This is a genomic window from Serratia nevei, assembly GCF_037948395.1.
Taxonomy (GTDB): domain Bacteria; phylum Pseudomonadota; class Gammaproteobacteria; order Enterobacterales; family Enterobacteriaceae; genus Serratia; species Serratia nevei.
Genome location: NZ_CP149940.1, coordinates 2,784,412 through 2,810,764, shown reverse-complemented (window position 1 = coordinate 2,810,764; position 26,353 = coordinate 2,784,412). Strand labels below are relative to the sequence as shown.

Genomic DNA, 26,353 nt, shown 5'->3' with positions numbered 1-26,353 from the left:
GATAGGTTGCCTATCTGTTTAATTTTTCGCGTGTTATCAATATTGCACTCTTGTTACACTGCTGCCTGATTCACGCAGAGGAAGAATAGAATGTATGAGATAGCAAAACGCACGGCGGGCGGCGCACTGCTGCTGCTGTTGATGCCGCTGGCGGTCTGGGTATCCGGTTGGCACTGGCAACCCGGCGGCAATGAGCCGCTGCTCAAAGCGCTGTACTGGGTGACCGAAACCGTGACCTCGCCGTGGGGCATTCTGACCAGCGCTATCCTCTGCGGTTGGTTTTTGTGGTGCCTGCGCTTTCGCCTGAAGGCGGCCATCGGTCTGGCGCTTCTGCTTTTCGCCGCACTGGTGATCGGGCAGGGGGTCAAGTCGTTAATCAAGGATCGGGTGCAGGAACCGCGGCCGTTCGTGGTATGGCTGGAGCAAACCCACGGCGTGGACGGCAAATACTTCTATTCGCTGCATCGCAAAGAGCGCAGCGCGCTGGTGCGCGAGCAATTGCAGGATCAGACGCTGGTGCCGAACTGGCTGCGCAAGCACTGGCAGTTTGAAACCGGCTTCGCTTTCCCGTCGGGGCACACCATGTTCGCCGCCACCTGGGCGCTGTTGGGCGTAGGGCTGCTGTGGCCACGCCGCCATTATAAAACCGTCGCGCTGCTGATGGTGTGGGCGACCGGCGTGATGGGCAGCCGTCTGCTGTTGGGCATGCACTGGCCGCGCGATCTGGCGATGGCCACGCTGATCAGCTGGCTGCTGGTGGTGGTTACCTGCTGGCTGGCGCAGCGCTGGTTCGGCCCGCTGACGCCGCCGCCGCAAGAGCAGCAGGAAATCGCGGCGCGCAAGCCGGAGATATGATCGTTATGTGACCATGTCACAAAAAGGCGGCGTCGGATCGGCGCCGCATTAACCGCTTACATTTTCCCGCCATTGCAATCCGCCCGGCCGCCCCCATATCCTTATAAATTCGACGTTTTGAGAAGCTTTCTCATCAATTTGTTCGCTAAGGCCGTTTACTGCCGAATATGCCAGCAGATATGTGGTTTTATCGTGCCGCAGGGTTTCCCTGCCGCAACGGGAAATGCTAACTTAAGGGTTAGGGACGCCACGTTTTGGCATCGTTCATCCGATTCACTCGGCATCGCGGGAAAGAATGTGAAATATTTGCTGATTTTTTTGTTGGTTCTGGTGATCTTCGTGATTTCCGTCACCTTGGGTGCGCATAACGATCAGGTGGTCAATTTTAACTATCTGGTTGCGCAGGGCGATTATCGCGTATCGACCCTGTTGGCCACGCTGTTTGGCGCCGGTTTCGTTCTTGGCTGGATCATTTGCGGTCTGTTCTACCTGCGCACGCGCATTGCGCTGGGCCGCGCCGAGCGCAAGATCAAAAGGCTGGAGCTGCAGCTTGAGCAGCCCGCTGAACCGGCGGCTCAGCCCGTTGTCAGCAAGGAATAACCCTCTATGTTAGAACTGCTGTTTCTGTTGCTGCCCGTGGCTGCCGCGTACGGTTGGTACATGGGGCGCAGAAGCGCTCAGCAGGATAAACAGCAAGAAGCCAACCGCCTGTCGCGTGAATACGTGGCAGGGGTGAACTTTCTGCTTTCCAACCAGCAGGACAAGGCGGTCGATCTGTTCCTCGACATGTTGAAAGAGGACAGCAACACCGTTGAAGCCCACCTGACGCTGGGTAACCTGTTCCGTTCGCGTGGCGAAGTCGACCGCGCCATCCGCATCCATCAGGCCTTGATGGAAAGCGCCTCCCTGACCTTCGAACAGCGTCTGCTGGCGGTACAGCAGCTGGGCCGCGACTATATGGCGGCCGGGCTGTACGATCGTGCGGAAGACATGTTCAGCCAGTTGACTGACGAAGCGGATTTTCGCGTATCGGCGCTGCAGCAACTGCTGGTGATCCATCAGGCCACCAGCGATTGGCAAAAAGCGATCGACGTGGCGGAAAAGTTGGTCAAGCTGGGTAAAGAGAAACAACGCGTCGAGATCGCACACTTCTATTGTGAACTGGCGCTGCAGGCGATGGGCAGCGACGATCTCGATCGGGCGATGAGCCTGCTCAAGCGTGCGGACGCAGCCGATAAACAGTGTGCGCGCGTGTCCATCATGTTCGGCCGCATCTATATGGCGCAAAACGACTACGCCAAAGCTGCCGAGTCGCTGCAACGCGTACTGAGTCAGGATAAAGAGCTGGTCAGCGAAACGCTGCCGATGCTGCAGGAATGCTACACCCATCTGCCGGAACAACAGCACAACTGGGCTGAATTCCTGAAGCGCTGCGTAGAAGAAAACACCGGTGCCACCGCCGATCTGATGCTGGCAGAGATCATCGAGCAGCACGAAGGGCGCGATGTGGTGCAGGTCTATATCAACCGCCAGCTGCAACGCCATCCGACCATGCGGGTATTTTACCGGCTGATGGATTATCACCTGGCGGACGCCGAAGACGGCCGGGCGAAAGAGAGCCTGCTGCTGTTGCGCGATATGGTCGGCGAGCAAATTCGCACCAAACCGCGTTACCGCTGCCACAAATGCGGCTTCACCGCGCACTCGCTCTATTGGCATTGCCCGTCGTGCCGCGCCTGGTCATCGGTTAAACCGATCCGCGGCCTGGATGGGCAATAACGCCGCGGCTCGACAAAATAAAACGGGGCGATTTATCGCCCCGTTTTTTTATGTTTGTCTGTTCGTCGTTTACTTTTTCTTGCCGCCTTTGGCGCCGGTTTTCAACAGCTGGCGGAGTTTCTTCAGCTCTTTCTGGCTCAGAGGCTGTTCAATTTCTTCTTCGGTGCTTTGGTTGTCGATCTCGCCATGGTGCAGCTCATCCGCCTTTTTGGCCGGTTTTTCTGCCTTGGCGGCGGGCGCACTGAAGGTGCTTTCCAGGCGCTGGCACACTTCCACGCTCAACGAAAATTCGTTTTCAGCGGCGGCGGCGCGGATTTTTTCCTTGAGTTCCAGAGGAATTTTAATGGTAAGTGTCGATATCTCGCTCATTTTGAAAGCCTTTCTGCAGGAAGATGCCTTCAAGCTAAGCCACTGGCGATCGGGTGTCTAGTGTGTAATAAAAATTTAATATTTCTGTAACAAATAGGGGCAAGGAAAACGCGGGTTTTTAGGCGAGAAACAGAGGCAGGGCCCGAACGCGCGAGCCCTGTACCAGAAATGTTATTTGTAGATGATGGCGGTGCCGCTCAGCATGTTGTTACCACCGGCGGAGATGATGCGGTAGCTGCTGGCGCCCTGAGCGTCGGCCTTAGCGGCCAGCTTTTTCTCCAGGCTGCTGAGGGTGGTCGCGTGGCCTGCGGAAACGATGCCGGTGGCGGTCAGGTTATCGGCCTGCTGGCTGTTGACCGGTTCAGCGGCGAAGGTGGCGAAAGAGGTCAGTGCGATAGCGGCAGCGGCTGCAAAATATTTGATGGTTTTCATAGGTGACTCCAGTCTGTTTATTTAGGAAGGAAGCCATTCGCTTCCGATGGACTGAATAATAAAGCATCTGCACAGATTGAAAATCTGATAATGCTGAGTAAGTCATTCAAAATATATGATTAACAATTTACGCATCTTTACGGCGTTTTACGCTGCGTGGTTTATCGCTGATGCGCTTTCGTTGACGCGCCATGACAAAGGTGAGAGGTAACATGACAGAGCGCCGGTGCGTGCTGTGGCTGGGATTTCTGGCCCCCGACATGTAGAATGCGGCGGTCAGTTTCGCGGGTGAGTCCCTGATTATGTCTATTTTAGAGAAGGTAGAAGAAATGAAGTCTGAAAATAACGCTAATAACAATGACTTAAAATCATCTCCAATCGTTGTGGCGCTAGATTACGCCGATAAGAACGCTGCGCTGGCGTTCGCCGACCGTATCGATCCGCAAGACTGCCGGCTGAAAGTGGGCAAAGAAATGTTCACGCTGTTTGGGCCGCAGCTGGTGCGCGATCTGCATGGGCGTGGCTTCGACGTGTTTCTTGACCTGAAATTCCACGATATTCCCAATACCACCGCGCATGCGGTCGCGGCGGCGGCCGAGCTGGGCGTTTGGATGGTCAACGTCCACGCCAGCGGCGGCGCGCGCATGATGACCGCCGCTAAAGAAGCGCTGGCGTCATTCGGGGCGGATGCGCCGCTTCTGATCGCCGTGACGGTGCTCACCAGCATGGAAGCGGAAGACCTGCGCGGCATCGGCATCGAGGCCAGCCCGGCGGAACACGCCGAGCGCCTGGCGCGCCTGACCCGCGACTGTGGGCTGGACGGCGTGGTGTGTTCGGCACACGAAGCGCAGCGGCTGAAGGCGGCCTGCGGGCAGGCATTCCAGCTGGTTACGCCGGGGATCCGCCCTGAAGGCAGCGCAGCGGGCGATCAGCGCCGTATCATGACGCCGGTGCAGGCACAGGCCGCCGGCGTGGACTACATGGTGATTGGGCGTCCGATCACCCAATCTGCCGATCCGGCCGCGACGCTGCGCGCGATCCGCGCCTCTTTGGCCTGAGGAACCGCCAATGAATGACGATAACAGCCGCCTGGTGTATTCCACGGACACCGGCCGTATCAAGCAGGAAGAGGTTAAACCGCAACGCGCCAAGGGTGACGGCATCGTGCGCATCCAGCGTCAAACCAGCGGCCGCAAGGGGAAGGGCGTGTGCCTGATCGCCGGTGTCGATCTGGATGACGCTGCGCTCGACAAACTGGCGGCCGAGCTGAAGAAGAAATGTGGCTGCGGCGGTTCGGTGAAAGACGGGATCATCGAAATCCAGGGCGATAAACGCGATCTGCTCAAGCAGCTGCTGGAAGCCAAAGGCATGAAGGTCAAACTGGCGGGCGGTTGAGCTGAATCGCCATGCCGCGGTGCAATGCCGCGGCATGGCTTGAGGTTGTTGCTGCCGGGGGTTAGCCCGTTAACGGCAAAAGAACCATAGACTTAAAGTAAAACAGACCTGAAATCATCGTTATTCTGGTTAATACGTCAAAGCGCCGAGGCGCTTTTGCCAGCCTGTTGGCCGAGGACGCTCGGTCAGGTTATTTGCCAACCTGGTGACCGATAATGCCCCCCACCGCAGCCCCACCCAGCGTGCCCAACGCGCTGCCGTTGGTCAGCACTGCACCGCCGACTGCACCGGCACCGGCACCGATTGCGGTGTTGCGATCGCGTTTGGACATGTTGGAACAGGCGCTGAGTGAAAACGCCAGAGTCAGTGCCAGAGCGGCGGTGGCGAAACGTTTATTGATAATCATCATAATGACTTCTCCTTAGCATTGGCTATATGGAAGTGCCCTATAAGTATAGGCGTTAACCATAAATCAGGCCTGCCGTTGGTTCCCATACAGTATCGATATAAAAAATGGCATTTTTTGTTAAAAGCCGAATAATTAGCAAGTTACGACCCAAAAGTTGCCGAAACTGAGTATAGGTTTCTCGGGAAGGATAAACAGGTAAATAGTCTTAAAATCCCGCTGCGCAGGGGGAAAGGCGCGCGGCGTGGCCCGCGCGGCGCGCTTGGTATGATGGGGGCCCGCGTTAGTCGTTGACCAACTCCACCTGTATGCCCTGGCGTTTCAGCTGATGCTGATACTCGAGCGCCAAACGCGAATCGGTGATCACCCGGCTGATCTGGCCCGGCTGCGCCAGCGGGTTGGGCTGGATCTGGCCGAATTTGCTGGAGTCCGTTAGCACGATATTCTCCACGCCCTTGGCCAGCACTGCGCTGACCACGTCGGCGCGCATCATGTCGCGGCCGGTAAAGCCGGTTTCGGCCTGAAAGCCGTCAATGCCGATAAACGCCTTGTTGAAATGCACCTGCTGAATGCACAGCCGCGTGAGTGGGCCGACCACGGTCTCGCTTTTCTTCTGGTACATGCCGCCCAGCACAATCACGTCGCAGTCGGTTTCTTTCAGCAGGTTGGCGATGTAATGGCTGACGGTGATCAGCGTAATGCGCTTGCGTTCGGCGATGTAGCGTGCCAGCAGGGCGTTGGCGCTGCCGCTCTCGATGAAGATCGTCTCGCCGTCGTTGACCTGCGCGGCGGCGTACTGCGCCAGCCGCTGCTTGAGAGTGAAGTTGGACATCATGCGGGCGTCGACGTCGTCGCTCTCCAGCGCCACGGCGGAGCCATGTACTCGCTTCAGATAACTGCGCTTTTCCAGCAGGTTGAGATCTTGCCGGATGGTGACTTCCGAGACGCCCGAGGCGCGCGCCAGCTCATTGACGCTGATCCGCCGGCGATCGTTAACCAACTGCAATATGGTCTGTTGTCGTAAATTCATATCGGCCTGATGATGCGGCCGCCAAGGTGCGGCCGCTAAGAGTCAAAGGTTTAAAGAGTATGTTCTGTGCGCGCAATAATATCATCCTGCGCCTCAGGGGATAATGCGGTAAAGAAGGCGGAATAGCCAGCTACGCGAACCACTAAATCACGATATTGGTCAGGGTGTTGCTTCGCTGCCAGCAGCGTTTCGCGCGACACGATGTTGTACTGCACATGCCAGCCGCGATAGCTCTCGAAGAAGGTGCGCAACATCAGCATCAGCTTTTCCCGATCGCGTGGGTTGTCCAGCGTCGTCGGGTTCAGCTTTTGGTTGAGCAACACGCCGCCGAGGATCGCTTCGGTAGGTAGCTTGGCGAGCGAATTGAACACCGCCGTCGGCCCCAGGTGGTCGGTGCCGGACGCCGGGCTGGCGCCTTCCGCCAGCGGCTGGTGCGCCTTACGGCCATCCGGGGTCGCCAAGGTGGCGGCGCCGAAGGGCACGTTGGCTGAGATAGACGACGTACCGGCGTAGTAGCCGCCGCCGATCGGCCCGCGGCCGAAGCGGGTGTTGCGATACTGCTTCAGTTCCTCGATGTAGGTTTGGTAGGCGCGCACCAGCAGCCGATCGACGTCGTCCACGTCGTTGCCGTATTTGGGCGCGGCGTTGAGCAGCCGCTGGCGCAGCTGTTCGCCATCCAACCCGGCGAAGTCGTCGGCCAGCGCCGCCGCCAACTGCTGCTGGCCGATTGTCCCTTGCTCGAACACCAGTTTGCGCACCGCCGCCAGGCTGTTGCCGAGGTTGGCGATGCCGACCTGCAGGCCGGAAACCCAGTCGTACTTGGCGCCGCCTTGCTTGATGCTTTTGCCGCGTTCGATGCAGTCGTCCACCAGCGCGGAACAGAGGATATCGTGGGCGTTCTCCTCCAGCACGCTGTCCACCACGCATTCGATCTCAATTGACTTGCGCGTGTAGTAACGGATTTGCCGATTCCACGCTGCCATCACCTGCTCGAAATCGGCGAAGTTCCCTTTGGATAGCGCCTGTTCCTGCGGCAGGAAAATCTGCCCGGAGGTGGCGTCGCGGCCCTGTTCCAGCGCCGCCAGCAGCACGCGGGCGAAGTTGATGAAGCTCATGCCGGTGCAGCGATAGCCCCATTTGCCGCCGACGGCGGTCTCGATGCAGCCGATGGCGGCATAGTCGTAGGCATCCTGCGGCTCAACCCCCAGTTTGATGAACTCGGGAATGACGATTTCGTCGTTGTTGAACGCCGGCATGCCGAAGCCGCAGCGGATCACCTGCACGCAGGCGTCGAGGAAGTCGGCGCTCATTCCGGCGTGGTAACGTACGCTGAGGTTGGGTTGGGTGGAGCGCAGGCGGCCGCAGGATTCGAGAATGGCGTAGGACAGCGGGTTGACCGCGTCGCACGGCCGGCCGTCGATCAGTTTTTGGCCGCCGATGGTGACGTTTTGGTACAGCGGGCTGCCGGCGGAGGCCTTGGAGTGCGAGCCGGAGCGGATCTTGTTGACCTCCAGCAGCTTCAGCCAGCAGCTGTGCAGCAGCTCGATGGCGTCTTCCCGCGCCAGGTTTTGCTCCAGCTCGACGTCGCGCCGATACCAGGGATAGAGATATTGGTCGAGACGACCAAAGGAAACCGAATGGCCGTTGGATTCGATCTGCAACGTCAGCTGGATGAAATAGCACAGCTGCAGCGCCTGCCAGAAGGTCCGCGGCGGGCGATGGGCGATCAGATCGCAGTTGTCTGCGATAGCCAGCAGCTCGGTGCGCCGCCAGTCGCGGGTTTCGCGTTGCGCCATGTCGCGCGCCAGGCGAGCGAAGCGCAGGATGTGCTCGCTCAGCGCCGCCAGTACGATGTCGATGGCGTTGAGAAACTGCGCTTTGTGCAGATCTTCCCATTCGGTCAGGTGCAGGCGGCTGCGGCGCGCGTTCACCTTTTCACGCAGGCCGTCGAGGCCTAGCGCCAGCAGCAGCGGGAAGTTGACCGCCAGGTGGGCGTCGCCGGAGGTCATGTTGCCCTCGGCCTTGATGATGCCGGTGGCCAGCAGCGCCTTCTGTTCGTCGGTAAACATGCCGTAGCAGCGATCCTGCACCGTTTGGCCGCGCCACCAGGGGCAAAGACGGTGCAAAATCGCCTTGTTCTCTTCGCTGACCGAGAAGCCGGCGCCCGGCCGGTCGGCCAACTGGTCGATCTCGTTTTCTATCCAGCCGACGGTGTATTCGGGGAAGATCGGCGCGGCGCGCAGCTCACTGGCCTGGTTGCCGATGATCAGCTCGTCGTTGGCGATCCAGATACTGCGCTTCGCCAGGTGGTTGGCCAGCGCCAGCGCACGGCGCACCGGCAGCGGCCGATCCTGATGCTGTTGATAGGCTTCGGTATAGTGCTGCGCGCGTTCGGTGCACACCGGCGGTTTGACGATGTGGATCAGCGCGTTCTTATGCGCCTGAATACGGGCGCTGAGGGTGGTCAAATCCAATGTGGTCATGGCGTTATCCTCGCAAAATGGCGGTCAGGCCTTTGGCGCCGGCGTACGCTTCGGCGAAGGCCAGCAGATCGGGCGCGTCCAGCGGCGTGCGGGCGGCGCGGTAGGGCTCGCCGAGCAGGTGATACTTGTTGATGCCCAGCGTGTGGTACGGCAGAAAATGGATCTCCGATACGCCGATCTCGTCGACGGCGAAGTCGACAATCGCGCGGACAGAGTGCCGATCGGCGTTGAAATCGGGGATCAGCGGCACGCGCACGGTCATTGGCACGCCGTGCGCCGCCAGACGACGAAAATTGTTCATCACCCGACGGGCGGAGCCGCCGGTCCAGGTTTTAAAACGCGCTTCATCGGTGTGTTTGAGATCGGCCAACAGCAGATCCAGCCAGGGCAACGAAGGGGCGATGTAGCGCCAGGGAACGTGCAGACAGGATTCGACGGCGGTGTGGATGCCGGCTTCCCGGCCGCGCCGCAGCAGCTCCGCCGCGATTTCCGGCTGCATAAAGGGTTCGCCGCCGGACAGCGTTAAACCGCCGCCGCTGCGCAGGTAGAAAGGCTTATCCCGCATCACCTCGGCCATGATATCGTCGGGGTTGACCGCGCTGCCGCACAGGCTGAGCGCGCCGGTCGGGCAGGCGGCGGCCAGCGCCGCATAGTCGTCTTTGCTGATGACGTCGCGCCGCAGCGTCAATGCTCCCTCGTCACGCCGCAGGCCTTGCGGGCAGCGCTCGGTGCACAGCGTACAGCCGCTCAGGCACAGGCGCTCGTCAAACAGCAGATCCGCGTGGCGCGAGCGGCTTTCCGGGTTCTGACACCAGCGGCAGCTCAGCGGGCACCCTTTTAAAAAGACCACGCTGCGGATGCCAGGGCCATCATGGGTCGAGTAGCGCTGCAGATTGAAGAACATGAGTCACCCGTTTGGCGTTGCTGAATCTTTCGCCATTAAAGATGTTTCGAATGAAAGTTGAATTGATTTTGGTCAAAAGTTGACAGGGTTTTTGCCCTATGATGATCAGAGTTTGAATCCGCCCACAGAACATGACACAGGAGTCCGTGATGGAGCTTTATCTCGATACCGCCGATGTGACTGCGGTAAAACGCCTGGCGCGCATTCTGCCGCTGCACGGCGTCACCACCAACCCGAGCATCGTGGCGAAGGAAGGCAAGCCGATCTGGGAAGTGCTGCCTGCGCTGCGCGACGCCCTCGGCGGCACCGGCAAGCTGTTCGCGCAGGTGATGGCGGCCGATGCCGAGCGCATGGTGGCGGAGGCGGCGCTGCTCAGCCAGCGCGTACCGGGGCTGGTGGTGAAGATCCCGGCAACCGCCGAGGGGCTGGCTGCGATCAAGAAGCTTAAAACGATGTCCATTCCAACGCTGGGCACGGCGGTATACGGCGCCGGGCAGGGGCTGCTGGCGGCCTTGGCCGGGGCGGAATATGTGGCGCCTTACGTCAATCGGGTAGATGCGCAGGGCGGCGACGGTATCGAAATGGTGCACGAGCTGCAGCAGCTGCTGAGCCTGCACGCGCCGTCGGCGCAGGTGCTGGCCGCCAGCTTTAAAACGCCGCGCCAGGCGCTGGAATGCCTGCTGGCGGGCTGCCAGGCCATCACGCTGCCGGTGGATGTGGCGGAGCAGTTCCTCAGCGCGCCAGCGGTGCAGGCCGCGGTCGAGAAGTTCGAGCAGGATTGGCAGGGGGCTTTCGGCTCCACGCTGCTGGGTTAAAGCCTGGCCAGTAAAAAGGGCGCCGCGGCGCCCTTGCTGGATGACTGAAACGCTTAGCTGCGGCCGGTTTCTTCCCTAAGCGCGGCGCTCACCTCATGCGCCGTCGGCTGTTCGGCACGCAGCGCCCGGCGGATCGCGAAGAAGGCGGCGATCAGCATGGTTACCGCCACCAGCATAAAGAACCCGCACAGCGCGGCGTTGATTTGGTTGCTGAACACGATGGTCTCCATGTCTTTCAGCGATTTGGCCGGCGCAATGATCGTGCCTTGCTCAATGCCGGTGGAGAATTTCTTCGCCTGCGCCAGGAAACCGATGCTCGGTTTCTCGTGGAAGATTTTTTGCCAGCCGGCGGTCATGGAGGTCACGAACAGCCAGGCGGTCGGCAGGATGGTAACCCAGGCGTAACGCTGTTTTTTCATCTTGAACAGCACCACGGTGCCGAGGATCAGCGCCATCGATGCCAGCATCTGGTTGCCGATGCCGAACAGCGGCCACAGGGTATTGATGCCGCCGAGCGGATCGACCACGCCTTGATACACGAAGAAGCCCCAGCCGGCTACCGCCACCGTGGTGCCCGCCAGATTGCCGAACCAGGAACGGTTGTTAGCCAGCTGCGGCACCGCCACGCCCACCAGATCCTGCACCATAAAGCGGCAGGCGCGGGTACCGGCGTCGACGGCGGTCAGGATGAACAGCGCTTCGAACAGAATGGCGAAGTGGTACCAGAAGGCCATCATCGCCCGGCTGTTGAACACCTCGCTGATGATGTGCGCCATGCCCACGGCGAAGGTTGGGGCACCGCCGGCGCGCGACAGGATGGAGTTCTCACCTACCTCTTTGGCGATCAGCGCCAGCGTTTCCGGCGTGACGATAAAGCCCCAGCTGTTAATGACCTGCGAAGCATTTTCCACCGTGGTGCCGATCAGCGCCGCCGGTGAGTTCATGGCGAAGTAAACGCCCGGATCCAGTACCGAGGCGCAGATCAACGCCATGATGGCGACGAAAGACTCCATCAGCATGGCGCCGTAACCGATAAAGCGAATGTGGCTTTCGCGTTCCACCAGCTTGGGCGTGGTGCCGCTGGAGACCAGCGCGTGGAAGCCGGAAATGGCGCCGCAGGCGATGGTGATGAACAGGAACGGGAACAGGGCGCCGGCGAACACCGGGCCGCTGCCGTCGATGAAGCGCGAGACCGCCGGCATTTTCATCTCCGGCATGGCGAAGACGATGCCGATGGCCAGGCCGATGATGACGCCGATTTTCATAAAGGTGGAAAGGTAGTCGCGCGGTGCCAGCAGCAGCCACACCGGCAGCACCGAAGCGACGAAGCCGTAGATCACCAGCACCCAGGTCAGGGTGGTGCCGTGCAGCGTGAAGAACGGCCCCCAGTAAGGATCTTGCGCCACGTTGCCGCCGTAAATAATCGCCAGCAGCATCAGCACGAAGCCGATCACCGAGATTTCAGCGATCTTGCCCGGCCGGATAAAGCGCATGTAGATGCCCATGAACAGGGCGATCGGGATGGTGGCGGCGATGGTGAACAGCCCCCACGGGCTGTCGGCCAAGGCTTTTACCACCACCAGCGCCAGCGCCGACAGGATGATGATCATCACCCCCAGCGCGCCGAGCATGGTGATCACCCCGGCGAATGCGCCCAGCTCTTGCTTGGCCATTTCCCCCAGCGAACGTCCGTCGCGGCGTGTGGAGATGAACAGCACCAGGAAATCCTGCACCGCGCCGGCCAGCATAACGCCGACCAGGATCCAGATGGTTCCCGGCAGGAAGCCCATCTGCGCGGCCAGAATCGGCCCCACCAGCGGCCCGGCGCCGGCGATGGCGGCGAAGTGGTGGCCGAACAGCACCCATTTGTTGGTGGGCACGTAGTCCAGGCCGTCGTTGTGGCGTTCTGCCGGGGTCAGACGGCGGTCGTCCAGTTCAAAGACCTTGTCGGCAATGAACCGGCTGTAGAAGCGGTAGGCGATGCTGTAGCAGGCGACGGCGGCGACCACCAGCCAGACGGCGTTGACGTGTTCGCCGCGGCTGAGCGCCAGCATGGCGAAGGCGAAGGCGCCGACCAACGCCACCAGCAGCCAGATAAGTCCTGACCTGATGTTTTTCATGAAACAACTCCTTGGCGTACAGAGGTAAAAATCGACGTTGTTATTAGGAATGACGTTTTAACAGTAGAAGTTTTGCCGCCGAACCGCGGCAGGTCGGATGAGAAATGTGAAGCAGGTGGGGTTTTAGTGTAAAAACAACGTGATGAAACCGCGTTGGCGCAGGCTGCCGCCCACGCAATCCCCGGCAGTTATTCATTCTGCATTTTCACGGCACGTACAGCGAATTATCGTCGTTTTTTATTCGGGCACGGCGTCTGGCGAATTATTATTTTATCTGTCGAGGCGTGCCGAAATAAAATCATCCGTGCCGTGTTATACCTTTATTTCAACCCGCAGGTTTAATCATTCATAAAATAAATAATAAAGTCACGAAAGGAATTTAATTATGATAAATAAAATCATCGAAGGGTATTTACCGCAGCTCACGGCCATTCGGCACGATATTCATCAACACCCTGAACTGGGTTTCGAAGAGTTTCGCACCAGCGATCTGGTGGCGGATTATCTGAATTCGTGGGGCTATGAGGTGCACCGCGGATTGGCGGGCACCGGCGTGGTGGGCACGCTGCGGGGGGGCGACGGCGTTAAACGCCTAGGATTGCGTGCCGATATGGACGCCTTGCCGATCGAGGAGAACAACGGCAAGCCCTGGCGCAGCAGCGTGGCCAACCGCATGCACGCCTGTGGCCATGACGGCCACACCACCATGCTGCTCGGTGCCGCTCGTTACCTGGCGCAAACGCGCAACTTCAACGGCATGCTGCACCTGATTTTCCAACCGGCGGAAGAGATGCTGAACGGCGGTGCGCGCATGGTCGAACAGGGGCTGTTCGAGCGCTTCCCTTGCGACGCCATCTTCGCCATGCACAACATGCCGGGGATGCCGCTCGGCGAATTCTTCTTCCAGCACGGCCCGTTTATGGCCTCGATGGATCAGTTCAACGTGCGGGTGCAGGGGCGCGGCGGCCACGGTGCCATTCCGCAGCTGACGGTCGATCCGGTGCTGGTGGCTTCGCATATCACCGTCGCGCTGCAGAGCATCGTTTCGCGCAATATCGATCCGCTGGAGGCGGCGGTGATCACCGTCGGCAGCATCAAGGCCGGTGAGGCGGCCAACGTGATCCCGGACAGCGCGGAGATGAAGCTCAGCGTGCGCTCGCTGGATCGCCAGGCGCGCGCCACCTTGCTGGCGCGCATTCCGGCGCTGATCGAGGCGCAGGCGGCAAGCTTCGGCGCTCACGCGGTGGTGGAACACGTTAACGGCACACCGGTACTGGTCAACGACGAAGCGATGACCCGTTTCGCCCACCGCGTGGCGCAGCAGCAGTTCGGCGATGACCGCGCACACTACGGCGCCCGGCCGCTGATGGGCAGTGAAGATTTCGCCTTCATGCTCGATGCGCATCCGCAGGGCTGCTACCTGATCATCGGCAACGGCGATGGCGAAGGCAGCTGCATGGTGCATAACCCGGGATATGACTTTAACGACGGCTGCCTGGCGGCCGGCAGCCAGTATTGGGGAGCGTTGGCGGAAGCCTATTTAAAATAAACTCGAAAATAATAACAGGGAAGGTAATGATGAGTGAAAATATGGCTGAAACCCAGGCGGCAATAATATCGGCCCCGAAGGCCGGCGGCAAAAAGGTTATATTCGCCGCCTCCTTCGGCAATGCGCTGGAGTTTTTCGATTTCGGTATTTATAACTTCTTCGTTATTTACATCAGCGTATTGTTCTTTCCGCCGTCCAGCGATCCGCATCTGGCGTTGCTGTTGGCGTTTGCCACGTTCGGCGTCAGCTTCTTCATGCGGCCGCTGGGCGGCATTCTGATTGGCGCCTATGCCGATCGCCATGGCCGCAAGCCGGCGATGATCCTGACAATTTCCTTGATGAGCCTGGGCACGGCGATGATCGGTTTTGCGCCGACCTACGCCAGCGCCGGCTATTGGGGAACCGTCACGCTGGTGGCGGCACGCCTGATCCAGGGCGTGGCGGCGGGCGGCGAGGTGGGGGCATCGATGTCGTTGCTGGTGGAGTCGGCGCCGCCCAACCGGCGCGGCTTCTATTCCAGCTGGTCGCTGGCGACGCAGGGCATCGCTACCGTGGTCGGCGGCGTTACCGCGCTGGCGCTCAGCGCGGCCTTGCCGGTGCTTTCCGGTGAGCCGAACGCTATGGCTGAGTGGGGATGGCGCATTCCTTTCTTTATCGGCGTGGCGCTGGCGCCGCTCGGTTGCTGGCTGCGCCTCGGGTTGGAGAGCGATCGGCCGTCGGTGTCGCGAGCCCACGAGCCGCCTGCGCAGTTGCGAAAGTACTCGCGGGCGGTGGTGCTCGGCGTGATGTTGACCATCGGCGCGACCGTCGCCACTTACATCTCGATGTATTATCTCGGCACCTACGCGGTGAAATACCTGGGGATGGCGCAGGCTTACGGCTATGCCGCGATGCTGCTGGCGGGCCTCGTCACCTTCGGCGGCAGTCTGCTGGTCGGGCACTGGTGCGATCGTTATGGCCGTTTGCCGCTGATCCGTGGGTCGCGGATCGCGATTCTGATCGTGGCCCTGCCGGCATTTTGGTGGCTGAGCGCGGTACCGCATCCGGCGGTGCTGCTGCTGATTGTCGCGGTGCTGGTCGGGTTGACCACGCTCGGTTCGGTGCCGACCATGCTGATGATTTCGGAGCTGTTCCCGCAGCGCATTCGGGCGCTGGGGTTTGCCTTGGTCTACAGCCTCGGGGTGGCGATCTTCGGCGGCTTCGCCCAGTACATCGCTTCGCAGTCGATCGCGCTGAGCGGTTCGCTGCTGGCGCCCGCCGTCTATCTGATGCTGGCGACGCTGGCTTCGCTGGCGGTGCTGCCGCTGCTGCGTGAAACCGGCGGCGAGCCGCTGCGCTAGTCGAAAAAAAACGCCGGCGGTTTTCACCGTCGGCGTTTTGCGTTGCGGCCGTTTCAGGCGGGCGTTCAGGCCGCCGGACGGGCGATCACGCTGCGGGTTTCCATGCGCACTTCGGCGATGGTGACCTGCAAGGTGTCGCTCTGGCGGTAAACCACTTCACCCTTGATCTGCACGGTGCCGGTTTCCTGGCTGCACTGCATCTCGTCGCGCACCGCGTGAATAAACGGTGCCGGGATGAAGGCAACCGCACCATTGTCCAGCAGGCGCACGCGCAGGCCGCCGCGGGTCACGTCGATGATCTCGGCGTTGAAGCGGGTATCGGTACCGGCCTTGTCCTGCAGGAAGCGGGCGTACAGCCAGTCGCCGACGTCGCGCTCCGCCATGCGGTTCAGGCGGCGGCGTTCCGCCAGCTGCACCGTGACGTCATCCTGCGGTTTTTCTGCCGGCTGCTGGTTGATGATCGCCTTCAGCAAGCGATGGTTGACCATATCGCCGTATTTACGGATCGGCGATGTCCAGGTGGCGTAAGCCTCCAGACCCAGACCGAAGTGTGGCCCCGGCGTGGTGCTGATCTCGGCGAAGGTCTGGAAGCGGCGGATGCGGCTGTCGAGGAACTGGGTCGGCTGCGCATCCAGGTGGCGGCGCAGTTCGCAGAAACCGTCGAGGGTCAGCAGCTTCTCGGCCTCGGCTTCCACGCCGTTGGCCTGCAATACGGTGACCGCTTGCTCGACCAGAGCAGGATCGAAACCGGTGTGCACGTTGTACACGCCGAAGCCCAGGCGATCGCGCAGCACGATGGCGGCGCAGACGTTGGCGGCGATCATGCACTCTTCAACGATGCGGTTGGCGCTGCGGCGTTGCTCGGTAACGATCTCGAGCACGTCGCCTTTTTCACCCAGCACGAAGCGGTAGTCCGGGCGGTCTTTGAACACCAGCGCATGCTGATGGCGCCAGGCGTTGCGCGCGTCGCAAACGCGCTTCAGCAGGGTGATTTGTTGCGCGATGGCGTCGCTCGGCGGCTGCCAGCCGGCAATGCCTTCCAGCCAGTCGGAGACTTCGTCGTATACCAGCTTGGCTTTGGATTCGATCTCGGCGGCGAAGAACTGAATATCCTCGCCCAGCGCGCCGTCGGCGGCGATGGTTACGCGGCAAGCCAGCACCTGGCGGCGCTCGTTAGGGCGCAGCGAGCACAGGTTGTCCGACAGATCGCGCGGCAGCATCGGGATGTTGAAGCCCGGCAGGTAGTTGGTGAAGGCGCGCACGCGGGCGATATCGTCCAGCTTGCTGCCTTGTTCGACGTAGGCGGTCGGATCGGCGATGGCGATGGTCAACTGCAGCGAACCGTCGCCGTTGTCGGTCACATACAGCGCATCGTCCATGTCTTCGGTGCTGGCGCTGTCGATGGTGACGAATTCGAGCGCGGTCAGGTCTTCACGCACCAGCGCAGCGGCCGGCTCGCTGAGAGCCTGCATCTCCGGTGCCTCTTTCTCCAGGTTGTGACGCGCCAGCGTCACCCACCACGGGGCGAAATGGTCTTCACCTTCGGTGATAAAGTGGGTCAGATCGGCGTTGAAGCTGCGATCGCCTTTCAGCGGGTGACGGCGCATTTCCGCCACCGCCCAGTCGCCGGCCTGGAAGTTGTGGGTCAATTCACGCACCGGGCGGCACGGAATCGCATCTTTCAGCAACGGATGATCGGGCACGATGGACAGACGGTCGTCGCGCTTTTGCACGCGGCCGACAAAGCGCGACAGGAACGGCTCGACCAGGGTTTCCGGCTCGGCGATTTCGCGCTCTTTCTCGGTGTGCAGGGTGGCGATAATGCGATCCCCGTGCATGACTTTCTTCATGTACGGCGGCGGAATGAAGTAACTTTTTTGACCGTCTACTTCAAGAAAGCCAAAGCCTTTCTCAGTCCCTTTCACTACGCCTTCAACGCGCGGGGTCTGAGAGTGAAGTTGCTGTTTAAGCTGCGCCAGCAGCGGGTTATCTTGAAACATATCGTCCAGTGAATGGGTTGTGAGTGGCAAGATTTGCGGCTGACAGTTTTACGCGAATCACCCGCTGCGAGCAAGCCTAACGTCACGGAACCCCGCGTTGCCACGCGATTTTGCGCAAGAATGGTCAATCGGAGTGCTATCGAGGGAAAACCCCGGCGCGAAGGCCGGGGTGAAGGGCGGGTGGCGATCAGTCCCGCAGCGGCGTCGGCTGCAGGATTTCAATCCAGTAATCGTCCGGATCGCGAATGAACGCCACGTAGTTCATACGGCCTTCATGCAGGCGCTTTTGGAAGGTGACGCCGAGGCGCTCAAACCGCTCGCAGGCGGCGCGCACGTCCGGCACCGTGACGCACAGGTGGCCAAAGCCGCGCGGCTCACCGTTGCCGTTGTGGTAATGGAAATCGGCCTGATTTTCGGTGCCGTGGTTATGGGTCAGCTCGAGAATGCCCGGCTGGCTCAGCGCCCAGCGTTTGCGCTCATCGTCGTCCTGCGGGATCTGTTCACGCGGGCTGCGCGTCAGGTAGCAGATGGTAAAAGCGGCTTCTTCGAACGTTTCCAGATAGACCGGGGTAAAGCCCAGCACGCGGGTGTAGAAATCCAGCGCTTTGGTCAGATCCTTCACGCGGATCATGGTGTGGTTGAACACGTAACCGTCGGTTACCGCGTCCGGTTGGGCCGCCACGCCGGGCAGCGTCAGTAGATCATTCAGTGGCATCAGAGATCCTCCTCAGGGTGTCGGCAGACTGTAGGTGAAATCGATGCTAATCTAAAGTGATTGTTTTTAACTAAAACACTAACTAAAAGTGAATGATAGATGAAGCTGAGCCAGCTGAAGTTTTTCTGTACCGTGGTGGAGCACAAAACCATCGCCGCGGCCGCGCGCGAGCTGCACTGCGTGCCTTCCAACGTCACGCTGCGGCTGCGCGAACTGGAGGAGTCGCTGGGCGGCGAACTGTTTTTCCGCGACAAGAATCGGCTGTACGTCAATCCCAAAGGGCGGCTGTTCTATCAGCAGGCGCGCGACATTGTGGCGCAGGCGGAGCGCAGCAAGCAGCTGTTCGCCGGCGAGCATCAGCGTGGGCTGCTGAACCTCGGGGCGCTGGATTTCTCGCTGGTCAGCCATTTGCCGGCGCGCATTGCCCGGCTGCGCCGTTTACAGCCTCATCTGCACATCAACGTGCTGAGCCGCGACTCGCTGGTGCTGGAACGCATGCTGATCGACAGCGATCTCGACCTGGCGATCACCGACGGCCCGATTGAACATCCGCTGCTCGCCAGCCAAAAGGCATTCGATGAACGGCTGGTATTGTTGATGCCGGCCGATGCCGGGGAACCCGACGCCGCCACGCTGGCGCCGCTGGAGTTTTACACGTTCAGCCGCGAATGTTCGTTTCGTCTGAAGGTGGATCACTGGCTGGCCTCGCGTGGGCTGAAACCGCGCATGACGCTGGAAATGGAGTCTTATGCCGCGATGGCGGCCTGCGTACAGGCCGGTTGTGGTGTCGCCTGCGTCCCTGGTTCGTTGCTGCCGCTGATCTTGCCGGCGCCGGGGCTGAAGGTGGTGGAAATGGGCGAAGAGGGGCTGAGCGACCTGTATTTCGTCTGGCGACGGCATCAGCTGTCGGACGAGTTGCAGACCATCCTGGGGATATTGGCGCACCCGGCGTGAACCGGGCGCGCATTTTCAGGCGATGCGCAGCGAAGGTTGCTGTTCGCTACGGCGGATCACCACCGGAATCGACTTCGAGGTCGGGGTACCGGTGCCGTCGCCGAAGCTGGCCAGCGGCACCAGCGGGTTGGTTTCCGGGTAGTAGGCCGCCAGGTTGCCACGCGGAATGTCGTAACTCACCAGCTTGAACCCGTCCACTTTGCGCACCACGCCGTCGTTCCACAGGGTTTCTATCTCTACCCGTTCGCCGTCCTGCAGGCCCAGCGCCGCCAGATCCTCCGGATGGATGAACAGCACTTCACGCTGACCGTAAACGCCGCGGTAGCGGTCATCCAGACCATAGATGGTGGTGTTGTACTGATCGTGCGAGCGCAGCGTTTGCAGGGTGAACGGCGCTTTCTCGCTGCCCAGCTGTGGGAACAGGGTGGTCGGCAGCGCGGCGGCGCTGAACTCTGCCTTGCCGCTCGGCGTGGCGAAGCGCAGTTCGGCGGCGGCATTGCCGAGGTAGAAACCGCCGGGCTGGTCGCAGCGCCGGTTGAAATCTTCGAAGCCGGGAATGGTGGCGGCGATGTGATCGCGGATCAGCGAATAGTCGTCGGCCAATTCCAGCCAGTCCAGCTGCTGGGTGCCCAGCACCGCGTCGGCGATGCCGCAGACGATCGCCGTCTCCGAACGTTGGGTCTCCGCCAGCGGCTTGCCGATGCCTTCCGAGGCGTGGACCATGCTGAACGAATCCTCGACCGTAATGTACTGCGAGCCGCTGGCCTGCATGTCCAGCTCGGTGCGGCCGAGCGTCGGCAGGATCAGCGCGTCTTTGCCGGTCACCAGGTGGCTGCGGTTAAGCTTGGTGCTGATATGCACCGTCAAATCGCAGTTGCGCAGGGCGCGGGCGGTGCGTTCGGTGTCCGGCGCCGCGGCGGCCAGGTTGCCACCCAGCGCGATCAGCACTTTCACTTCGCCGCGCAGCATCGCTTCGATCGCTTCCACCGTGTTGTGGCCCAGCGCGCGATTGGCGGTGAAGTTAAAGTGGCGCTCCAGGCTGTCGAGCAGCGCCTTCGGCGACTTCTCGTCGATTCCCATAGTGCGGTTACCCTGGACGTTGCTGTGGCCGCGTACCGGGCACAGGCCGGCGCCCGGTTTGCCCAACTGCCCGAACAGCAGCTGCAGGTTGGTGATTTCACGCACCGTCGCAATAGAGTGTTTATGCTGAGTCACGCCCATCGCCCAGGTGCAGATCACCCGTTCGGCGCCCTGATAGGTGGCCGCCGCCTGGCGCAGCTGCGCCTCGCTCAGGCCCGACTGCGCGGTAATGGTCTGCCACTCGGTGGCGTCTACCTGCGCCAGGTAAGCCTCCACGCCGACGCTGTGCCGTTCGATAAACGCCAGGTCGAACAGGGCGGGCTCGCCGGAGGCTAAACGCTGACGGTGGGTTTCCAGCAGGGCTTTCACCATGCCGCGCACCGCCGCCATATCGCCGCCCAGATTCGGCTGGTAATAGGAAGAGCTGATCGGCGAGGATTTTGGCGTCAGCATCTGTACCGGATCCTGCGGATCGGCGAACCTTTCCAGCCCGCGCTCGCGCAGGGTGTTGAAGCTGACGATACGCGCGCCGCGTCGGGCGGCGTTCTTCAGGCTGTGCAGCATGCGCGGGTGGTTGGTGCCGGGGTTTTGGCCAAACACGAAGATGGCGTCGGCCTTTTCGAAGTCATCGATGCGGATGGTGCCTTTGCCGACGCCGATGCTCTGCTTCAGCCCGACGCCGCTCGCCTCGTGGCACATATTGGAGCAGTCGGGGAAGTTGCTGGTGCCGAGCATGCGGCCGAACAGCTGATAAAGGTACGACGCTTCGTTGCTGGCACGGCCCGAGGTATACAGCTCGATCTGGTTCGGGTTGTCCATGCCGTTGATGTGTTTGGCGATCAGCGCCAGCGCGTCCGGCCAATGGATAGGTTCATAGTGGTCGGTTTCGGCGTTGTAGCGCATCGGATGGGTGAGGCGACCCTGATACTCAAGGAAATAGTCGCTCTGCTGCTGCAGCGTGCTGACGCTGTGGGCGGCGAAGAACTCAGGCTCCACGGCGCTGCGCGTCGCTTCCCAACTGACCGCTTTGGCGCCGTTTTCGCAGAAGCTGAAGGTGCTGTGGTTGTCGTCGCCCCAGGCGCAACCGGGGCAGTCGAAGCCGCGAGCTTTGTTGACGCGCATCAGGTTGCGCATGTTTTTTAGCGTTTGTTTACTGTCGAGGACAAAGCGGGTGGTGGCTTCAAGCGAACCCCAGCCGCCCGCCGGGCCGGTATAAGGCTTGATTGACGGTTTGAATTTCATGGTGACACTTCGCAGGTGGTTGTAGCTAAAAAGTAAACGCTTTTTTATGCGTCTTGCGTATTTATGTCACAAGTTTAGGGGCGCTGCGGGGTGGCGTCTAATCGAATGGGGCAATGGCGGCATAGAGCGCATCTATCGCCGGCGGGCGGTGCCGTAAACAAATGGTTGCATAAAGACACCCGCTGCAAAAGAGTAATGGTTTCGTCTGAAAGTGAATTCATGCAGTCTATCTCGCGGATTATATTGGCATTTTATTCAGCCTGCGGGCCTGAGGAACACAGCGTGAAGCGTTCAGTATCAGTGGTAATCGGCGGCATATTGCTGCCTTTAGCGGCGCAGGCGGCGGAAACGACGCCCAATTTTCCTACCATGACCCCGCCGGCGATAGACGCCGCCTCTTACGTTTTGATGGATTACACCACCGGCCAGGTGTTGGCCGCCGGCAATGCCGACGAACGGCGCAACCCGGCCAGCCTGACCAAACTCATGACCGGGTTGGTGATCGACCACGCGCTCGATCAGCACAAGATTGGCCTCGACGATGTCGTCACCGTGGGGAAAGACGCCTGGGCGCAGGGCAACCCGGTGTTCAAAGGATCTTCGTTGATGTTCCTGAAGCCAGGTGACAGGGTCACGGTACGCGATCTCAGCCGCGGTATCATCATCGATTCCGGCAACGACGCCTGCGTAGCGATGGCGGATTATGTGGCGGGCAACCAGGCCAACTTCGTCAAGCTGATGAACGAGAAGAGCGCGCAGCTGGGCCTGCAGAACACCCATTTCGAAACGGTACACGGGCTGGATGCGCCGGGGCAGTTCACCACCGCCGGCGATCTGGCGGTGATTGCGCGCGCCATCATTATGAGTGAACCGGCGGAATACCATATGTACAGCGAGAAGTCGCTGACCTGGAATGGCATCACGCAGCAGAACCGCAATGGCCTGCTGTGGGATAAGACGCTGCACGTCGATGGGCTGAAAACCGGGCACACCGCCTCGGCCGGCTTCAACATCATCGCCTCCGCCACCAAAGGGGATCGCCGCCTGATCGCCGTGGTGATGGGCGGCAAAAGCGCTAAAGGGCGTGAGGAGCAGGCGCGTAAGCTGTTGACTTGGGGGCTGCGCGACTTTGCCACCGTACACCTGTTCAGCGCCGGCCAGAGTCTGGGGGAAGAGCCGGTCTGGTACGGCGAGAATCACCGGTTACCGGTCGGTAGCGCGCAAGAGCAGTCGCTCAGCCTGCCGAAAAGCGAGGCGGACAAGCTGAAGGCGCAGTACGTGATCAATGCCGCACGGCTGGAAGCGCCGATTGGCAAAGGGCAGACCGTTGGCGAGATCCGCATCAGCGACAATGGCCAGGTGGTGAAAACCTTGCCGCTGGTGGCGCTGCAGGCGGTGCCGCAGGGCGGCGTGTTCTCGCGCCTGGTGGATTACGTGAAGCTGAAGCTCTGACTCGCCGGGCGGACGACGGTGCCCGGTGGTATACTGGTGCGAATGTCGATCATTGAGCCGCGCTATGGATATTAAACAACTGATTTATTTGTGTAATTTAGAACGAGAACGTCACTTCGGCCGGGCGGCGGAGGCCAGCTTCGTTAGCCAGCCGACGCTATCCATGCGATTGAAAAATCTGGAAAAAGAGCTGGGTGTTTCGCTGATTAACCGCGGCAACCATTTCGGCGGTTTTACCGCCGAAGGCGAGCGGGTGCTGGCGTGGGCCCGTGAGATCGTCTCGGTTTACCAGGGGCTGAAGCTGGAGGTGGAGTCGCTCAAGCACGGCTTGCACGGCACGCTGCGCCTTGGCGTGGTGCCGCAGTGCAGTATCTCGGTATCGGAAATGCTCAATGCGGTCAGCGAGCGTTACCCGCATCTCGATTACCGGCTGGCGGTGCTGAGCGCCGATCAGCTGCTGGAGGCGCTGACGGCGCATACCGTCGACATCGGCATCGGCTTTTTCGAGCTGTCGACCTTAAAGGAGCTGCACTTCCAATCGCAACCGCTGGTGGAAACCGGCGTCGAGCTGGTATTTCATCCGCAACACTTTCCGAAGCTGGTGGGCGATACGCCGTTGCCGCTGGAGGCGGTGGCCGCTTTGCCGCTGTGCCTGGCCGAGCCGACGCGTTATTTCCGCCGCTATCTCGATCAACACTTCCGCGACGCCGGGTTGACGCTGCACACGCGGCTTGAAACCGCCTCGATCTTCCAACTGCTGGAGGGGATTTTCGTCGGCCTGGGCTGCGGGCTGTTTCCGCGCGGCCAGCTGCAATCGCCGCTGATGCCGGCGTTGCAGCGCCGTCCGGTGGCCATCGGTGCCATGCCGCGTCATGCGGCGGTGGTGGTCGATATGGCAGAGCGCGCCACGCCGTTGGCGCAAAAATTCTTCGACGCCGCCAGCGAGTGGCTGCGTCAGCAGAATGTCTAAAACGCGGCGTATCACGGCCGGTAATCAGGCCGCGTAGCGGTCTTCAGTCGGCGGCGATGAAAGATTCGGCATCGCCCAGCGTTTGGCGCAGGCGATTTTCCCAGGCGTAGAGCGCGGCGGTGAGGATCACTTCCAGCGCCTGTGCCTGATTCAGACCGCTGTTGAACAACGGTTGCACGCTCTGCGGGGTGAATTTCTCCGGTGCGCGCGTCAGCTCGGCGGCGGTGTGGATCACCGCGCGTTTGACCGTGTCCTCGGTAAACGCCAATCCCTGAGGCAGTCCGGCGAACAGCGCCTGAGTCAGTCCGTCATCCTGCAATTCATGCGCCACCGTGGCCGCGCAGTAGCGGCTGCCGTTGATGCGCGAGACCGCCAGCGTCGCCAGCGCTTTCAATCGGCTCGACAACCCATATCCTTCGGCATTGATGCCGTTAAACACGCCGTTGCGCTCACGCAGTGCGGCGGCATCGTGCGCCAGCAGCAGGTAATAAGATTCGGCGCGCGCCTGCGGGTGGCTCTGATCCAGCACGTCAAGCTGTTCGGCGGCGGCGGCTTCCGTGTCGATTGGCGGCAGGCGCGCAGTCCAGCTTAACTCTTCGGTGCTGAAAGCGACGCCATCGGCGTCTTCGACGTTTGGGAAACCGGGCACTACCACCGCCGGTCGGCCGGCCAACGCCGCTACGCCCGCCACCACGCGCGCTTGGTAGCTGACAAAACCGATGATTTGCGAAAAGGTGACGATATCCGCCGGGCTCAGCCCGACGTCGCCAAGCTGCTGCAGCGCTCTGCGGCAAATCAGCGTGGGCTGGCTGGCGAGCTGGCGGGCGTATTGGGTGATCTGGGCGAGGCGGATATTGCTTTCACGGGAGGCGTCCGGGCTGTGCAGCGGGGCGAGGCGGGCGGCGTAGTGGCTACAGAGCGACTGCACGCCGGTCACCTGAGCGACGGTCAGCGCGGTGCTGAGTCGATCATAGGGTGACAATGTCACGTATCGTGATAGCGACACCTGGTCGGGAAACAGGGCGTGGTAACTGGCCAGCGAGGCGTTGAATACCCCGGCGCGGGCGCCGAGCGCAGCGTTTAACGCTTCATCGGCGAAGGCGCCCAACCCCAGCAGAAAACGATCGCGCAGGGTAGCCGCCTGTGGCTCCAGCGGTGCATCGCCCCGCACGCTGCTTTGGGTTTCGTGATACCACTGGGCATTATGTTGTCGACGGAGTCGTTCCATAGGGTCAATCCTTAATCATGAGCAACAGCCACCGGTGCGTGCGGCAGCGGCGGCTGGACAAAGAGTCAACATGCCCGCAGGCGGGGCGAAAGGTAGATTTAGCGCAGCTCATCGCAGCACAGCGCGTGGCCGTAAACAGAGAAACCGGCGGCCAGCGTGAGCAGAAACTGCGTGAGGCGGCGATGGCGAAGGCTGTTCATCAGTGCGATATCCTGTCGTATGAGAGGCTCAACGTAGGGGATATCCTCACCGATCGCCCTGGCGAGATAAAATAATGTTACGGACTAATCAATAACTGAAAGGAATAAAATATAAGGATATATAACAAGAATGTAATTTGTATGTGCGCTTTCTCGCTAAGCGGCAGGCACGCGCGGCAATAAAAAACCCGCCGCAGCGGGTTTGCATGTACAGCCGTGGCTCAGAAACGCCCGCCGTCGCGTCGCCAGGCGTCGGCGGTCAGCGCCTCGCCGAAGTGGCTGGCGATAAGTCGCTTGGTCAATTCGTGCAGCGGCGCCGCCAATACCTCGGCGGTGCTGCCGCGCTCGACGATTTCCCCTTCGTGCATCACCAGCACCTGGTCGCTGATATGCTTCATCATGCCGAGGTGCTGGGTGACATAGATATAGGAAATGCCGTGTTTTTCCTGCAGCTCCAGCATCAGGTTGATGATTTGCGAGCGCATCGACATGTCCAGCGAGGCCAGCGCCTCATCGGCGACGATCACTTTCGGCTGCAGGATCAGCGCACGCGCCAGCGCGACGCGCTGTTTCTGCCCGGAAGCCAGCATGTGCGGATAGTAGTAGGCGTGATCCGGCAGCATGCCGACCTGGCGTAATGTCTGGTTGATGCGCTGCTCGCGCTCGGCGGGTTCCAGACTGGTGTTCAGCCGCAGCGGCGCGTCCAGCAGCTGGCCGATGCGCTGGCGCGGATTGAGCGAGGTGCTCGGATCCTGAAAAATCATGCGAATGCGCTGGCTGCGATAGCGATAATCGCCGAATTCCAGCGGATGATCGTCGATCAGCAGTTCGCCGGCGGTCGGTTCCACCATGCCGGAGAGCATCTTCGCCAGCGTGGATTTGCCGGAGCCGTTCTCGCCGATTACCGCCAGCGTCTGGCCTTCGCGCAGGGTAAAGCTGACCGATTTCACCGCCTCGACGTGCTGGCGGCGGAACAGACCGGTGCGGTAGCGGTAGGTTTTGCTCAGGTTGCGCACTTCCAACAGCGTTTCCATG

At 60.8% G+C, this 26,353-nt stretch carries 23 protein-coding genes; 11 read left to right on the top strand and 12 right to left on the bottom strand.

Annotated elements, in window-relative coordinates:
• Window positions 1-90 precede the first annotated feature (90 nt).
• The 3 genes from pgpB (at window position 91) to lapB (ending at window position 2,634) form a co-directional block, all read left to right on the top strand.
• Complete coding sequence (gene pgpB, locus V8N38_RS13480; RefSeq protein ID WP_038874446.1) at window positions 91-855, top strand: phosphatidylglycerophosphatase B; 765 nt, start codon at window positions 91-93, stop codon at window positions 853-855.
• Between the two features lie 297 nt (window positions 856-1,152).
• Window positions 1,153-1,455 (top strand): LapA family protein, encoded by a 303-nt coding sequence (locus V8N38_RS13475; RefSeq protein WP_004930650.1) that lies wholly within the window; start codon window positions 1,153-1,155, stop codon window positions 1,453-1,455.
• 6 nt (window positions 1,456-1,461) lie between these two features.
• Window positions 1,462-2,634, top strand: a complete 1,173-nt coding sequence (gene lapB, locus V8N38_RS13470; RefSeq protein WP_025303023.1) for a lipopolysaccharide assembly protein LapB — start codon at window positions 1,462-1,464, stop codon at window positions 2,632-2,634.
• A 69-nt stretch (window positions 2,635-2,703) separates the two neighbouring features.
• Here lapB and V8N38_RS13465 read toward each other — a convergent pair whose 3' ends face one another.
• Together V8N38_RS13465 and bhsA are read right to left on the bottom strand one after the other, a co-directional pair.
• Window positions 2,704-3,003 carry an Arc family DNA-binding protein gene (locus tag V8N38_RS13465; protein WP_147839890.1) on the bottom strand — a complete coding sequence of 100 codons (300 nt, stop codon included), beginning with the start codon at window positions 3,001-3,003 and terminating at the stop codon, window positions 2,704-2,706.
• Window positions 3,004-3,174: 171 nt separating this feature from the next.
• Complete coding sequence (gene bhsA, locus V8N38_RS13460; protein WP_049200066.1) at window positions 3,175-3,435, bottom strand: multiple stress resistance protein BhsA; 261 nt, start codon at window positions 3,433-3,435, stop codon at window positions 3,175-3,177.
• A 329-nt stretch (window positions 3,436-3,764) separates the two neighbouring features.
• Here bhsA and pyrF point away from each other — a divergent pair, with 329 nt between their 5' ends.
• Both pyrF and yciH read left to right on the top strand, forming a co-directional pair.
• On the top strand, window positions 3,765-4,493 hold the full coding sequence (gene pyrF, locus V8N38_RS13455; RefSeq protein WP_042705513.1) for an orotidine-5'-phosphate decarboxylase: 729 nt from the start codon (window positions 3,765-3,767) through the stop codon (window positions 4,491-4,493).
• A 10-nt stretch (window positions 4,494-4,503) separates the two neighbouring features.
• Window positions 4,504-4,830: a stress response translation initiation inhibitor YciH gene (gene yciH, locus V8N38_RS13450; RefSeq protein ID WP_060418537.1), complete on the top strand. Its 327-nt coding sequence runs from the start codon at window positions 4,504-4,506 to the stop codon at window positions 4,828-4,830.
• Window positions 4,831-5,020: 190 nt separating this feature from the next.
• Here yciH and osmB read toward each other — a convergent pair whose 3' ends face one another.
• The 4 genes from osmB to V8N38_RS13430 all read right to left on the bottom strand — a co-directional run bounded on the left by osmB (window position 5,021) and on the right by V8N38_RS13430 (window position 9,653).
• A complete protein-coding gene (osmB, locus tag V8N38_RS13445) occupies window positions 5,021-5,239 on the bottom strand; it encodes an osmotically-inducible lipoprotein OsmB (RefSeq protein ID WP_004930634.1) in 219 nt (72 codons plus the stop codon).
• A gap of 280 nt (window positions 5,240-5,519) precedes the next feature.
• Window positions 5,520-6,266: a DNA-binding transcriptional regulator YciT gene (locus V8N38_RS13440; protein WP_038876236.1), complete on the bottom strand. Its 747-nt coding sequence runs from the start codon at window positions 6,264-6,266 to the stop codon at window positions 5,520-5,522.
• Between the two features lie 50 nt (window positions 6,267-6,316).
• Window positions 6,317-8,749, bottom strand: a complete 2,433-nt coding sequence (locus tag V8N38_RS13435; RefSeq protein ID WP_087762722.1) for a formate C-acetyltransferase/glycerol dehydratase family glycyl radical enzyme — start codon at window positions 8,747-8,749, stop codon at window positions 6,317-6,319.
• 4 nt (window positions 8,750-8,753) lie between these two features.
• Window positions 8,754-9,653 (bottom strand): glycyl-radical enzyme activating protein, encoded by a 900-nt coding sequence (locus V8N38_RS13430; protein WP_147839891.1) that lies wholly within the window; start codon window positions 9,651-9,653, stop codon window positions 8,754-8,756.
• A 149-nt stretch (window positions 9,654-9,802) separates the two neighbouring features.
• Between V8N38_RS13430 and fsa the strand changes: the two genes are divergently transcribed.
• On the top strand, window positions 9,803-10,468 hold the full coding sequence (gene fsa, locus V8N38_RS13425) for a fructose-6-phosphate aldolase (protein ID WP_016927538.1): 666 nt from the start codon (window positions 9,803-9,805) through the stop codon (window positions 10,466-10,468).
• A 53-nt stretch (window positions 10,469-10,521) separates the two neighbouring features.
• Here the strand turns inward: fsa and V8N38_RS13420 are convergent, their stop codons facing one another.
• Window positions 10,522-12,588: a carbon starvation CstA family protein gene (locus tag V8N38_RS13420; protein ID WP_047730578.1), complete on the bottom strand. Its 2,067-nt coding sequence runs from the start codon at window positions 12,586-12,588 to the stop codon at window positions 10,522-10,524.
• Window positions 12,589-12,973: 385 nt separating this feature from the next.
• Here V8N38_RS13420 and V8N38_RS13415 point away from each other — a divergent pair, with 385 nt between their 5' ends.
• Together V8N38_RS13415 and V8N38_RS13410 are read left to right on the top strand one after the other, a co-directional pair.
• A complete protein-coding gene (locus V8N38_RS13415) occupies window positions 12,974-14,137 on the top strand; it encodes a M20 aminoacylase family protein (protein WP_147839892.1) in 1,164 nt (387 codons plus the stop codon).
• A gap of 41 nt (window positions 14,138-14,178) precedes the next feature.
• Entirely contained in the window at window positions 14,179-15,477 is a 1,299-nt protein-coding gene (locus tag V8N38_RS13410; RefSeq protein ID WP_371935062.1) for an MFS transporter, read from the top strand.
• 65 nt (window positions 15,478-15,542) lie between these two features.
• Here the strand turns inward: V8N38_RS13410 and V8N38_RS13405 are convergent, their stop codons facing one another.
• Together V8N38_RS13405 and gloA are read right to left on the bottom strand one after the other, a co-directional pair.
• Window positions 15,543-17,477 (bottom strand): exoribonuclease II, encoded by a 1,935-nt coding sequence (locus V8N38_RS13405; RefSeq protein WP_060418556.1) that lies wholly within the window; start codon window positions 17,475-17,477, stop codon window positions 15,543-15,545.
• A 187-nt stretch (window positions 17,478-17,664) separates the two neighbouring features.
• On the bottom strand, window positions 17,665-18,192 hold the full coding sequence (gloA, locus tag V8N38_RS13400; RefSeq protein ID WP_015378023.1) for a lactoylglutathione lyase: 528 nt from the start codon (window positions 18,190-18,192) through the stop codon (window positions 17,665-17,667).
• Between the two features lie 99 nt (window positions 18,193-18,291).
• Here gloA and V8N38_RS13395 point away from each other — a divergent pair, with 99 nt between their 5' ends.
• Window positions 18,292-19,146, top strand: coding sequence for a LysR family transcriptional regulator (locus tag V8N38_RS13395; RefSeq protein ID WP_060439833.1), 855 nt, complete (start codon window positions 18,292-18,294; stop codon window positions 19,144-19,146).
• Between the two features lie 15 nt (window positions 19,147-19,161).
• On the opposite strand, the gene V8N38_RS13390 is transcribed toward V8N38_RS13395, so the two are convergent.
• The gene (locus V8N38_RS13390; protein WP_060439834.1) at window positions 19,162-21,468 is read right to left on the bottom strand and encodes an FdhF/YdeP family oxidoreductase; all 2,307 of its coding nucleotides are present in this window, start codon (window positions 21,466-21,468) and stop codon (window positions 19,162-19,164) included.
• Between the two features lie 282 nt (window positions 21,469-21,750).
• Here V8N38_RS13390 and dacD point away from each other — a divergent pair, with 282 nt between their 5' ends.
• Window positions 21,751-22,920: a serine-type D-Ala-D-Ala carboxypeptidase DacD gene (gene dacD, locus V8N38_RS13385; RefSeq protein ID WP_147839893.1), complete on the top strand. Its 1,170-nt coding sequence runs from the start codon at window positions 21,751-21,753 to the stop codon at window positions 22,918-22,920.
• A gap of 64 nt (window positions 22,921-22,984) precedes the next feature.
• Window positions 22,985-23,890, top strand: coding sequence for a LysR family transcriptional regulator (locus V8N38_RS13380; RefSeq protein WP_147839894.1), 906 nt, complete (start codon window positions 22,985-22,987; stop codon window positions 23,888-23,890).
• Between the two features lie 43 nt (window positions 23,891-23,933).
• Here V8N38_RS13380 and V8N38_RS13375 read toward each other — a convergent pair whose 3' ends face one another.
• Together V8N38_RS13375 and sapF are read right to left on the bottom strand one after the other, a co-directional pair.
• Entirely contained in the window at window positions 23,934-25,118 is a 1,185-nt protein-coding gene (locus V8N38_RS13375) for a CMD domain-containing protein (RefSeq protein WP_147839895.1), read from the bottom strand.
• 421 nt (window positions 25,119-25,539) lie between these two features.
• The gene (sapF, locus tag V8N38_RS13370) at window positions 25,540-26,352 is read right to left on the bottom strand and encodes a putrescine export ABC transporter ATP-binding protein SapF (RefSeq protein WP_033648455.1); all 813 of its coding nucleotides are present in this window, start codon (window positions 26,350-26,352) and stop codon (window positions 25,540-25,542) included.
• Between the last annotated feature and the right edge of the window lies 1 nt (window position 26,353).